Origin of the sequence: Rossellomorea sp. KS-H15a, assembly GCF_024195245.1 — a bacterium.
Classification (GTDB): domain Bacteria; phylum Bacillota; class Bacilli; order Bacillales; family Bacillaceae_B; genus Rossellomorea; species Rossellomorea vietnamensis.
On sequence record NZ_CP096886.1, the window covers coordinates 3,461,337 to 3,474,102 of the forward strand.

At 43.5% G+C, this 12,766-nt stretch carries 11 protein-coding genes; 2 read left to right on the forward strand and 9 right to left on the reverse strand.

Annotated features, from left to right (window positions below; all coding sequences use genetic code 11):
• Positions 1-88 precede the first annotated feature (88 nt).
• The 5 genes from hemW to gpr form a co-directional block, all read right to left on the reverse strand.
• Positions 89-1,246 (reverse strand): radical SAM family heme chaperone HemW, encoded by a 1,158-nt coding sequence (gene hemW / locus M1J35_RS17750; protein WP_254653790.1) that lies wholly within the window; start codon positions 1,244-1,246, stop codon positions 89-91.
• A 62-nt stretch (positions 1,247-1,308) separates the two neighbouring features.
• Positions 1,309-3,141: a translation elongation factor 4 gene (lepA, locus tag M1J35_RS17755; protein WP_034757457.1), complete on the reverse strand. Its 1,833-nt coding sequence runs from the start codon at positions 3,139-3,141 to the stop codon at positions 1,309-1,311.
• Between the two features lie 1,038 nt (positions 3,142-4,179).
• The gene (locus M1J35_RS17760) at positions 4,180-4,515 is read right to left on the reverse strand and encodes a DUF3679 domain-containing protein (protein WP_254651838.1); all 336 of its coding nucleotides are present in this window, start codon (positions 4,513-4,515) and stop codon (positions 4,180-4,182) included.
• A gap of 18 nt (positions 4,516-4,533) precedes the next feature.
• A complete protein-coding gene (gene spoIIP, locus M1J35_RS17765; RefSeq protein ID WP_254651839.1) occupies positions 4,534-5,742 on the reverse strand; it encodes a stage II sporulation protein P in 1,209 nt (402 codons plus the stop codon).
• Between the two features lie 238 nt (positions 5,743-5,980).
• The gene (gene gpr / locus M1J35_RS17770) at positions 5,981-7,090 is read right to left on the reverse strand and encodes a GPR endopeptidase (RefSeq protein WP_224519483.1); all 1,110 of its coding nucleotides are present in this window, start codon (positions 7,088-7,090) and stop codon (positions 5,981-5,983) included.
• Positions 7,091-7,292: 202 nt separating this feature from the next.
• On the opposite strand from gpr, the gene rpsT reads away from it, so the two are divergent.
• The gene (rpsT, locus tag M1J35_RS17775; RefSeq protein WP_034757447.1) at positions 7,293-7,544 is read left to right on the forward strand and encodes a 30S ribosomal protein S20; all 252 of its coding nucleotides are present in this window, start codon (positions 7,293-7,295) and stop codon (positions 7,542-7,544) included.
• Between the two features lie 39 nt (positions 7,545-7,583).
• Here the strand turns inward: rpsT and holA are convergent, their stop codons facing one another.
• Positions 7,584-8,612, reverse strand: coding sequence for a DNA polymerase III subunit delta (holA, locus tag M1J35_RS17780; protein ID WP_034760533.1), 1,029 nt, complete (start codon positions 8,610-8,612; stop codon positions 7,584-7,586).
• A gap of 294 nt (positions 8,613-8,906) precedes the next feature.
• Here holA and M1J35_RS17785 point away from each other — a divergent pair, with 294 nt between their 5' ends.
• Positions 8,907-9,041 carry a YqzM family protein gene (locus M1J35_RS17785; protein ID WP_034757445.1) on the forward strand — a complete coding sequence of 45 codons (135 nt, stop codon included), beginning with the start codon at positions 8,907-8,909 and terminating at the stop codon, positions 9,039-9,041.
• Between the two features lie 151 nt (positions 9,042-9,192).
• On the opposite strand, the gene M1J35_RS17790 is transcribed toward M1J35_RS17785, so the two are convergent.
• The 3 genes from M1J35_RS17790 to M1J35_RS17800 all read right to left on the reverse strand — a co-directional run bounded on the left by M1J35_RS17790 (position 9,193) and on the right by M1J35_RS17800 (position 12,765).
• Positions 9,193-11,445 (reverse strand): DNA internalization-related competence protein ComEC/Rec2, encoded by a 2,253-nt coding sequence (locus M1J35_RS17790; protein ID WP_254651840.1) that lies wholly within the window; start codon positions 11,443-11,445, stop codon positions 9,193-9,195.
• A gap of 16 nt (positions 11,446-11,461) precedes the next feature.
• Complete coding sequence (locus tag M1J35_RS17795) at positions 11,462-12,025, reverse strand: ComE operon protein 2 (protein ID WP_224519481.1); 564 nt, start codon at positions 12,023-12,025, stop codon at positions 11,462-11,464.
• 77 nt (positions 12,026-12,102) lie between these two features.
• Positions 12,103-12,765, reverse strand: coding sequence for a helix-hairpin-helix domain-containing protein (locus tag M1J35_RS17800; RefSeq protein ID WP_254651841.1), 663 nt, complete (start codon positions 12,763-12,765; stop codon positions 12,103-12,105).
• Position 12,766 lies beyond the last annotated feature (1 nt).

Below are 12,766 nucleotides of genomic sequence, written 5' to 3' on the forward strand. Positions count from 1 at the left end.
CTGTTAGCACTCTACTAAGATGAGTGCTAAATCTAATTAATAAATTATCAAATCAGTAAAGGGATGTCAATATATTAGATTGAAGCAATTAAATTACACCGAGGAATGATTGAAAAACCTCATTCCCTAAAAAGCGCCCTTGTTTTGTAAGTGCTATTCTCTCTTCATTTACTGAGAGCAGTCCTCGTTTTTCCATTTCTCCGATGGATGGGCCAAAGACGGATTCTATGCTGGATCCGAATTTTTGTTGGAATATGGTTTTACTTACGCCTTCGACTTTACGCAACCCGAGGAACATTTCTTCTTCCATCATTTCGGCTTTGGTGACTCCATGCTCCTGGATGGTCGGAAGAGAACCTTCTGAAATCGGGTCCATGTATTTTTTGAGCGGTCCATAGTTGGAATAACGTACTCCGTTTATATAACCGTGTGCACCTGCTCCTAAACCAAAATATTCATTATTGTCCCAGTAAACGAGATTGTGTTTGCTTTCAAATCCCGGTTTGGCAAAGTTACTGATTTCATATTGATTGATCCCATACTTCTCCATCGTTTCAATCAGGATCTCGTACATGGCTGCTTCCTGATCCTGTGACGGCAGTGACAACTTACCTTTTCTCATCAAATTATAGAAAACCGTTTTCGGCTCTACGATGAGCGAGTAGGCTGAGTAATGAGGAAGATCCAGGTCAAGGGCTTTTGTCAGTGTATCCTGAAAATCTTCTTCCGTTTGCCTTGGAAGACTATAGATCAAATCGATGCTGATGTTTGAGAACCCTACTTTTTGAGCGTTTTCTACTGAAGTATAGACATCCTCGCTTTTATGGGTACGACCGATTCCTTTCAACAGTTCATCATTGAAGGATTGAACCCCGAAACTCAACCGGTTTACACCGTGATCCTTTAGCACACGAAGTTTATCTTGTGTTAGATCACCAGGGTTTGCTTCGAAGGTGAATTCACCCTTTTCAAAGGGCAAATGGGTCGTGATGGATTCACACAGCGTATCGAGCTGACCAGCATCCAATGACGTCGGCGTACCACCTCCGACAAAGATGGTGTCCAGTTTCTCAGAAGCTGAGACTCTATGTTTCATTTCCTGACCCAGGCTGATTAAGTATTCATTTACGGGCTGGCCTTCCAGGAAAACTTTATTAAAATCACAATAGTGGCAGATATGTTCACAAAAAGGAATATGAATATAAGCTGATTTAACCAAGATTATCCCTCCTTTGGGGGCATTCATAGAGAAAAGGGGGTAAGCTGTGCTTGAAAACAAGCCACTTTCCCCCTTTATCTGCATGACGATTATTTTTTATCCGTATCATCCATTTTCAGGACGGCCATGAAGGCTTCCTGCGGAACTTCAACATTCCCAACGGACTTCATACGTTTTTTACCTTCTTTTTGTTTATCAAGAAGCTTACGTTTACGGGAGATATCCCCACCGTAACATTTTGCCAGTACGTTCTTACGGATGGCTTTAATGGTCGATCTTGCTACAATCTTCTGTCCGATCGCTGCCTGTACGGGTACTTCGAATTGTTGTCTCGGGATTAATTCCTTCAATTTCTCAACAATCAGCTTCCCGCGTTCATAAGCAAAGTCACGGTGAACGATAAAGCTCAGGGCATCGACATTTTCAGCGTTCAGCAGGATATCCATTTTCACAAGCTTGGATTCCTTGTATCCGATGAGCTCATAATCAAATGAAGCATACCCTTTCGTATTCGATTTCAACTGGTCGAAGAAGTCATATACAATTTCAGCTAGCGGGATTTCATAGACGATGTTCACCCGGGTATCATCCATATACTGCATATCGATGAAGTTTCCGCGCTTTCCTTGACAAAGCTCCATGACGGCACCTACATAATCGTTCGGAACCATGATCGTTGCTTTAACATAAGGTTCTTCAACATGATCGACCTTTTGTGGATCCGGCATCATGGATGGGTTATCCACCTTCACTTCTTCACCGTCCGTCAATTTCACATGATAGATTACGCTAGGCGCAGTCGTGATCAGGTCGATCTTGAATTCCCGTTCGATCCGTTCCTGAATGATCTCCATATGAAGAAGACCGAGGAATCCACAACGGAATCCAAACCCTAATGCCTGTGAAGTTTCAGGCTCGAATTGAAGGGCAGAGTCATTTAATTCAAGCTTTTCAAGCGCTTCTCTCAAATCGTTATAACGATTTGAATCAATCGGATATAGACCGCAGTAAACCATCGGGTTCATTCGTCGATAACCAGGCAATGCTTCCTGTGCAGGTTGATCGGCAAGTGTGATCGTATCCCCTACACGGGTGTCCCCGACGTTCTTGATTGCTGCAGTCAAATATCCAACATCCCCAACCGTCAATTCCTTCTGACCCGTGGCTTTCGGAGTGAAAACACCGATCTCAGTCACTTCAAACTCTTTCCCTGTCGCCATCATGCGGACCTTATCCCCTACCTTGACGCTTCCATCCATCACACGGATGTAGGCAACGACTCCCCGGTAGGCGTCATATAAAGAGTCAAAGATAAGGGCTTTCAATGGTGCATCTGGATCCCCTTCTGGAGCAGGCACCTTTTCCACAACCTGCTCGAGGATCTCTTCAATCCCGATTCCGGCTTTGGCTGATGCAAGGACCGCTTCGGATGCATCCAGACCAATGACGTCTTCCACTTCCTGACGAACTCTCTCGGGATCGGCTGCCGGAAGGTCGATTTTGTTGATGACGGGCAGGATTTCCAAGTTATTATCCAAGGCAAGATACACGTTTGCAAGCGTCTGGGCTTCAATCCCCTGAGCGGCGTCCACTACAAGGACAGCTCCCTCACAAGCCGCTAAACTACGGGATACTTCGTATGTAAAGTCTACGTGCCCCGGTGTATCAATCAGATGGAAAATATATTCTTCCCCATCCTTTGCCTGATACTTTAATTGCACAGAGTTTAATTTGATAGTGATTCCACGCTCTCTCTCAAGGTCCATGGAATCCAGCAATTGGGCCTTCATTTCACGTGCCGTCAATGCTTTCGTCTTTTCTAATATACGATCGGCAAGGGTAGATTTCCCATGGTCGATATGAGCTATAATGGAAAAGTTTCTAATTCTCGATTGTCTCTCTAATTTCTCTTCACGGTTCATTATTCGTTCAACTCCTGTTATTTCCACACATATACACTATTTTGAATTATAGCAGTAGACTATACATTATTCAATGTAAACTAAAAGGCCTGTTTGGAATTGACCGATTTCCTTGTATTTACAAGAGGTTGAAATATATCTAAATCTATTTCCTCTAAAGGCGAACAATCAAAAAATAAGTGGGGATCACTTGTTACACCGCTTTTGATTTCCGTGCAAGACTTCGCTTTCCTCGGGCGGAAGGCAAGGCTCCTCGTCGCTGTCGCTCCTGCGGGGTCTTACCTATTCCGCTTTTCCCGTAGGAGTCTTCGTCTTGCACTCCAATCAATAGCTAGATCCTGTTTTATACAGTGTATATGCTTTGGCAAAATTAAAAAGGCAAATTTCACCTAACGGATTCGGTTTTAAAGTGCACAATTTGAATTAGCAGTGAAATGAACACGTAAAAAAGCTCGTAGCCATTATGCTTCGAGCCGTTTTTGTGTTGAATAAGGAAAGCCGTTTCACTTGCGTTTGAAAATAAGCGGAAAAATTCCGTTTAAATTGGAAAATACGACTATTTCATCAATAATAGCCGGAGTTTTTCCGCTTATTGAACAATAGCCGTTGAATATTATTTAATATTGAGGAGTTAAGCGGAATTTCTCCGCTTATATCAGCGTTTTAGCTCTCCTCCAGCTGCCTTAGCTGGAATTTCTCCGTTTAAAAATCTGCCACCAAAATGGAAGCATTTAAGCAGTATGCTTCTTTGCTATTTTACTTTAACAAACATCATTTCCTCACCATGGTTATTCTATTCCTACTAAGGCTATAGTTATCGAATGTTCGATCACAGCAACTGACTTAATAAAGTTTATGTATCCAATAGGCTTTCCGCCATCTCGCGAAAAGCGAGCACCTGTATCGAAAAAAAAACCACTACTCACTACATCAAAAGGTAAATGATAATTCCGAACGACTTCGAATTTAGAAAAATGAATTTCGAATGATCGTTCGGATTTTTTTTAACTAAATACTTCTGTCTCAGCCTCTATACGTTTAAATGAGCGAAGCAATGACGTCCACTATTTTATTGGTGATGCTTTCGATGGTATCCGCTATTACTTTTCCGATGGAAGAAAATACATTAAAGGCCTTCATTTCTTCTAGCTTCTCTTTCTTTTCAGTCAGGGTTTTGGAATCTACCTCATTCCCGAGGAACGATGCCTCGACATTTCCCTCCACATTCTGGTTGACGTCGACAGGAGAGGTGAAGTTCTGCTGTTCATGTCCCTTCATTTCCACGATTCCTTGATTGGCATATTGCATCCCGATCAGGACTCCGATAAATAATGCCGTTATGAGAAATGCACATTTAAAAAAGAATTTCGTCATGTTCATCCATCCTTTTCATTACTGTCTTACAGCAGGGGTCTTGAGGGAACCATCCACCTTTTCTGCCTGCCGATAATAGTCAGCAAATACATCAGCGAAAGCGTCTGCTGTCCTCTCCAGTTCCTCAAATGTATTATCCACCCCTCCGAATTCAAGGAGCATGGCGTTTCCAGAAAGATCCTGATTGAATTTACCGTTTGTGCCACTGCCCTTTTTCGCTATGACTCCACGTGAAATCCCTTTATATTTTGATTCCAATCGCTTATGAAGTTCGGTTGCCAGTTTCAGGTTCTGTTCATAGTTCGGATGCTCTTCCCCTACAACAAATGCAAGCTTCGCGTAGGATTTCCCGCCTATCGTCACGGTCGTCATGTCTCTTCTCTGTGAATCCCGGTGAATATCCACCATATACAACAAATCTTTATTGCTGGTCATGGCTGCCTGCACCAGCGGCCTTGACTCCTGATAAGCTGCCCAGTAGTCAAGTCCCTTATGGTTTAAGTTTTGGATGACATCGGTCTTATCGATGCTTGTCCCAATCCCCTCGTCCTCCAATCCCGTCTTCACCATTTCACCCACCCTGGTGACATTGATTTTGGAATGCATGGCGGAATCCGGATTCGTCACTCCCTCCAGATAAGGAAGGTAGGATTCCCTCGTATGGGTGAAGTAAAGAAGGACCGTCTTTTTATTTCCTGTGGATAATGGCGGCGCTACGTCCCCGCCTTTTTGATTGGTTTCTTTCAGATCACCGACATTTTTGAGTTGCGCTTCATTTTCAGATTCCAGGGCTTCGGGTGGGGGGACCGATTCAATCGGCATATTCGTGAAGTCCGTCCCTTCCCCTGCCACCAGGATATCCCCATCGAAAATCGAGAAACCCGGCAGTTCACGACCGAGAAAGCTCCGGGGATCTTCGAAACTTACGTTGGTCGCCACCTGAAATAAGATGGATGAGAAGCTTGGGAGGGCCTGCTCCTCTTCTGTCAATATTTGATTAAAGGACCTGTTTTCCAGAGCCAATATTTTATATAATGTTTCACCCTTCACACTGGAAGCCGCTTGATTCAACGAATTCGACGTTATTCTATATTCAGGGTTGAAGGAAGTGAGGATGCCGACCATCGAAAAAACAGAGAGCAATCCTGCAATGAAGATCAGCGTCCCTTTCAATATCGTAGACATTTGAATGGCAATGACATAATTAGAGTCTTTGTACGATCTCATTCTCCCACCCTTTCTTTTTTCTACTCTAGTACAACCTATGACAATGATAGAGATAGTAGAACTGTATGTAGTAGTCATTATGAGATGATTGGTCGGAAGTTAAACGGTGGAGTCTAGTATTTTTCGTGATGGGAAGTTGCTTTCGGATGGATTTTGATGAGAAAGGGACAACTTTTCCCCATACTAAAAACGCCTCGAGGTCCACATTCCCCCCTCGAGGCGTTATCATCCAACTCCTTTATCTTGTCTGATACCCCGTATTCTCCTGATTCACCGCATCATGGAGCGCCGCATTGAGTCCGCTTGCGATGAGGTTCGACATGTCCTCCATGAACACATCCACTTCTTTCGGTGTGACCATCAGGTTATGGCCGAGGGGAGACAGAACTTCATGAATCAGTTTTCGTTTCTCCTGATCTTCAAGAGTCCCGACGATCCCCATGAATGTTTGGCGATGCTGTTCTTCCGGGAGATCTTCCTCTGTCAATTTCCTTCTCTCACCGAAGCTTAATCCTGCCGGTGCAAGCGATCTTGATGGACGGTCGCCTTCTCTCATTTCTTTTCCAAAATGTTTCAAGAGGAAATCGACTGTATCGCTGACGATTGTCACAGCATCGAGCACAGTCGGAACACCGATGGCAATGACCGGGACACCCAGTGTTTCTTGATCCAGCCCTTTCCGTTTATTCCCCACTCCAGACCCCGGATGGATTCCGGTATCTGATATTTGGATTGTCGCATTGACGCGTTCAATCGACCGGGAAGCCAGGGCGTCGATGGCGATGATAAAGTCGGGTTTGGATTTCTCCACCACTCCGAAAATGATATCGCTCGTTTCAATCCCTGTCAGTCCCATGACACCCGGAACGAGGGCACTGACCGGCCGATACCCTTCTTCCACCGATTCAGGCTGAAGTTCAAATAAGTGCCTCGTCACAATGACATCTTCACATACCCTTGGTCCGAGGGAATCAGGAGTCACATTCCAGTTTCCGAGACCCACGATTAAGCAGCTTGCATTTTTGCTGATTTTGTTATTAATCAAGAATTGGCTAAGTTCATTGGCGAATACCTTTTCAACCCGCTGCTGCAGCTCTGTATTTTCTTCACGTATACCATGAGCCTCTATGGTTAAATAGTTTCCCGGTTTCTTGCCGATTTTTTCTTCTCCTTCAGGTGTCACCGTGACCAGGGAAACCTTCACTCCGTCTTCTTCTCTTTCTTTAAACATCACACCTTGAATGGAAGACGTATTTTCCGCTTTATTTGCATCCACCATTTCTTTTGCTTCCACGGCAAGATCAGTACGAATGGAATATTTACTAAGATCGATTTCTTCTTTTTTCATTGTGACTCTACCTCCAGGCTTGGGATATTATCCAGTATTTTTTTATGTTTACCTTTTTGGTATGTGTTCATTCACTTGTTTAATTTCGTTCCATAGTATTGCAATATCACTGTCCGTTTGATAAAATATCATTTGTTCTTATTGTTTAGGAATTTAAATCGAGTCACATAGAATCTCGATCCTTTTATAGGAGGTGACAGGAATGCCAAATATCAAATCAGCTATCAAACGCGTAAAAACAAGCAACGAGCGTAACGCTCAAAACGCTGCAGTAAAATCTACTATGCGTACTGCTATCAAGAAAGCAGAAGCAGCAGCGACTAACAGCGCTGATAATGCGAAAGATCTAGTAACTGAAGCGGTACGTCAATTAGACAAAGCAGCTCAAAAAGGTCTTATCCACAAAAACGCTGCAGATCGTCAAAAGTCTCGCCTAATGAAAAAAGCGAACTAATTGAAAAAAACCACCGAACCAATTGGTCCGGTGGTTTTTTTATGTAAAACTTTGATCATGAAGTTTAAACAGGAACATTTCAATCATCAGTTCTTTCTTGATCTTTCCTGATTTGATTTCATAATCTCCTTGTGAAAGGGTATCGATGATATGGGCCAGCTGCTTATCATTAAAATGCTTCGCCTGCCCGGCTGCAAGTTTTACCCTGAACGGATGCACTTTCAAGGTCGAAGCAATCTTTTGTTGGCCGTAGCCTCTGCGTGAAAGCTCCTTTGTGCCATAAATGAGGCGGAACTGGCCTGCGAGGATCGCCAGGATTTTGAGTGGTTCCTCATTTTGTTTGAGCAGATCGTAATAGATCCTCAAAGCCTCATCGATCCTTCTGTGCACGACTTTGTCCACTAACGTGAAAATGTTTTGTTCCAACGATCTGGCCGTTAACCGCTCAACAACCTCCACATCGATCCGGTTCGTATCACTTGCATACAAAGAAAGCTTATCCAATTCCTGAGTGAGCATCATCAGATTGGTGCCTGCTAATGTCAGCAGTAATTCAACTGCATCTTCGTCGATCTGTACACTATTACCGGCAGCACGTTCCCTTACCCAGGATTTTAATTCATGCTCATTCAACTTTTTGGCTTCGACCACCTCAGCACTCTTTTTTAAGGACTTGGTAATCTTTTTACGCTCGTCCAGCTTTTCATAATTCGCCGTGATGACAAGGATGGTGTACGGTGCAGGTGATTGTATGTATTGTTCAAAACGCTTGATGTTATGCTCTACTTTTTCTTTTGTTTTTTCAGCAGTCAAAAAAACGGGATTCTGGATAACGACGACTCTTCTTTCTCCCATGAACGGAAAGGTTTCCGCGTCTTCTATCGCTACTTCTATCGGTGTTTCCTCGAGATCATAGCTTGAAAAATTAAAATCCATTTCTTCTTCTGAAATGGCCCTTGAGACAATTCTTTGTTTCGTTTCATTAATAATAAATGACTCATTTCCGTAAACTAAATATACAGCGGCAAATTGAGATTTCTCTATTTTTTTCCATGTATCGATAACCAAGTCAGCACTCTCCATTAAGTCTTTTCTCTACTCTATGGTAAAAAAGCTTTCTGGTTTTGGCAAGGGGTAAAGGGGACATCCCTCTTATAGGACACCCCCTATATCTATATTAACGTTGACGGATAAGACCTAGGAACCTGATCCGTCAACGGTATTTCCTTTGTATTGATTAGTGTCACCACACACCCATGAACTTATGGGTGACAACTCTTGTCAGTAAAGGAAAAAGTAAAGGGAAGTATAGATTTTTCAGTAGCGTTGTTCTATACTAGAATAGAAATAGGAGGGGTAATTGTGAACCAATTTGAAAAGAATGTACAATCAAAAAGAAATGATGCAGTAGATTCAGGTGTAGCATTCGGTGTTTCTTTTGGATTCTTTGCATTAATGTTCATTATTGCAACAGCGATCAAATTAATCGGATCTTAATGAAAAATAGGAGGCAGGCCTGTAAAGAAAACGGTTACTTCAACTTCCATATATGGTACTTTCGGTATCATAAAGATGGTTTGAATGCCCTGATTCTTTGCAATAGGTCTGCCCCTTTTTCATTAGCGCTTAATTTGTTTTGTTCTACATCCTATGGCAGGTGGGCTGAAAACGTTCCTTTTTTATCCCAAAAACGATAGGTGATCGCCCCGTTCACAGCCGTATTGTAAATTGTCAGTCCCCTTTCCTTTAATCGCTCCACCACTTCAGGGTGAGGATGCCCGAATCGATTGGTTTCTCCCGCAGAAATCACCGCCACACGCGGCTCCGTTTCATCGAGGAACGCTTCCGATGTACTTGTATTGCTGCCATGATGACCGACTTTCAACACATCCACAGGAAGATCGAATGTTGTAACGAACGCTCTTTCCCCTTCCTTCTCCAGATCCCCTGTAAACAACCATTTCTTTGATCCGATTTCACCGTATAGAACAATGGAGTCATTATTCCCTTCATACTCTTTATCAAGGGGGGATACGATATGCAGCCCATCACGGTCTCCACGCCAGTTATCCCGATACATCACTTCTTTGACAGGAATCCTTTTTTCCTGCGCCATCTTAACAATCCGGTCCACCTCCACCTTCTCCCCGCTGCCGGGACTGATCAATAGTTCTCCTACTTTCATTTCGTTTAATACTGCTTCCGCTCCGCCTATATGATCAAGATCTCCATGAGTTAAAATCAATGCATCAACGGTCGTAATTCCTTTGCTTTTTAAAAAAGGCACCAAAATGTCCTCCCCTACCGAAAAACGGTTCTTTTTCTCCTCCCATTCTTCTTTCGGGAACGGGATTTCCCCTCCTGCATCAATTAAATAAGTGCCGTGATTGTATGGCAGATCGATCAGGGTTGCATCCCCCTGACCCACATCAATGAAGACAACTTCTCCATAAGGATGGTAGTTGTTCAAGACGAGGTGTAGGAAGGTAAAAAGAAAAAGCATACCGATGGAAAGGTATTTTCCCTTCTCCATCCCAACGAATACGAAATAAATCAGTATGAGATACCCCAGGAGAAGAAAAACATTCGGCCTCCCCATCACCAAGGTGCTAAATGGTAAAGAAGCAACGGCAGAGGATAACCATTGAATTCCTTCCAGCAGAATTTGATAAGAGAACATGGCCCATCCGGCCGATACTACTGAAATGAAGAGATAGAAGAGGATGGCCATCGGAAGGATGATGATGGAAAAAAGCGGGACGTAAAAGAGATTCGTCAAAAAACCGATCAGAGAGAACTCATAGAAATGATAAATCACGAAGGGAAGTGAAGACAATTGGGCCACCATTGTGACGGTGACCATTTGTTTGAAGGAAGAAGAACTCTGTAAAATGGTCTTGGAAGAAAGCACAAGTGAAAAACTGACGGCGAATGAAAGCTGAAAGCCCACATTGAATACCGAGAAAGGTTCGTATAAGACAATGAGGAGGAATACTGTGGCCAGGCTATCGATTACACCGATATTCCTGGAGGTTTGTTTGCCGATGATGAGGATGATCAGCATGAAGGATGCCCGTACAACAGAGGGAGAGCCACCGGTCAATACGATATAACATAGAAGAAATAGAATGCCTGACAAGGATGCTGCTTCCCTTGTCAGGCCAACCCTTAATAAAAGGTAATGAAGTATCGCAAACAAGAGTCCCACATGAAGACCTGAAATGGCAAGGAGATGAACGACACCGAGCTCCCTGAATGCCTTCATGGTATCCTCTGTAATCATCCCTGTCTCACCGAACAGTAATGCCTGAGTGATACCAACCGTTGAAGGGGGAAACTCCCGTTCAATTCTTTTCAACCCCTGAAATCTAAGCTGTGTAAGGCCATTTTTCCAGGTACTTCGATCCACACATCCCTCGAATCCCTGTACTTCAAGGATCCAATACACCCCTTGATGGGACAGATAGTCTTTATAATCGAAGGAATTTGGATTTTTACCGTGTTGAGGTTCTGCCAGCTGTCCTTTTACTTTGCAAACAAATCCGGGACTCACTTCTGCAAACCGCCTTTTTTCCTCTTCGGTATCAAAATAATAACGAATCAGGATTTTCTCATTTTCTACTTTTGCAAATGAAACAAAGGTGCTTCCGTCAATGGTGGGGATATCATCTATAAATACTTGATGGTTGGACGGTTCAGACTGAGGGGGGAAATTTGATTTCTGGTTTTCCTCATGTAAAAAGGAGTGAAAGAAGGAAACGGTCACCAGGAGGAATGAAACGAAAAGGATGGGTAGGGGCATTTTTCTGAGGAAAAGGGAAAGGAAGAGGAGAACAAGGACGACAGCACCCCAAAGGAATTGAAGTGCCAGCAAAGTCCCTGATAGAACCGACAACGCCAAATAAACGCATAGGCCCCTACTCATTAAAAAGCTTTATGTATTCTTGCTCATAATGACGAATCTTCTCCTCCGGAAGTCCCTGCTGCCGCAGATCTTCTATCAACTGGATCATGAGTGTTGCCTTTTCCTTGTGTTTTACATCGATACTGCTTTCCTGGAAAGGTACTTTTTCCACATGGACGCCTGCCTTCTCGAACAGCTCGATGGCGTAAGGATGATTTTTATAATCTTTTGCATAGTAAACCGTTTTGATGCCTGCCTGGATGAGCGCCTTGCAGCATTGAAGGCAAGGAAAGTGCGTGACATATATGTCCGCATCCTCCGTCCCGACCCCGAACTTAGAACATTGCAGGAGTGCATTCATTTCTGCGTGGATGGTCCTCACACAGTGATTATCAATGACATAGCACCCTTCATCTATACAATGATCTCCACCGGCTATGGAGCCGTTATAACCTCCTGCTATGATCCGCTTATCCCGGACGATGGTTGCTCCCACCGCCAGTCTCGTACACGTGCTGCGGAGGGCCAGCAGTTGACTCTGAGCCATGAAATATTGATGCCATGCGATTCTTTCCATCACCATTCTCCCTTCCTTTGTTCTGCTCTTTATTTTAATGCTTGTTTAAGTGTATAAAGACTTCCTGCCTTCGTCAATCATTGGACAAAAATATGTTCTTTTAATTTCTCGAACGTTTTTTCTCCAATTCCTGAAATGTTTGTTATTTCTTCAATAGAGTTGAACGGACCATGTTCTTCACGGTATTGGATGAAGGTGGCGGCTTTCGATGGTCCTATTCCGGGAAGGGTTTCGAATTCGGCTTGTGAGGCTGTATTGATATTAAGTTTATCCTCGCCCGATTCTGTCCCTTGAGAAACAGGGGCAGGAAGCGACTGCGGCGATGTTTCCATTTCACCGATTTTTGGGACATAGATCATCATTTCGTCCGTAACTTTCACGGCAAGATTCATCAATTTTTTGTCTGCATCCTTTGTGAATCCCCCGGCCCTGTCTATGACGAACTTAAGCCTGTCCCCCTGCTTCACTTCATAAAGACCGGGCTTCACCACCTCTCCCTTAACGTCCACATACACTGTTTCACGACTCTTCTCTATTTCAGGCGTTTCTGGCTTTTCTGGCTTTTCATGCACTTTCACTTCTGCTGCTGCAGTAAAGGAAGGTTCTTCAACATGAGGTTGTGAAGCATTTTTCAATATATACCCAATCAGGAAAACGGCACAAATCGCGAAGATCACAAGGATCGTTCGGTACTTTTCGATTAAGGACTGCATGGAAATCACCTCTGGTGGAATATTCATT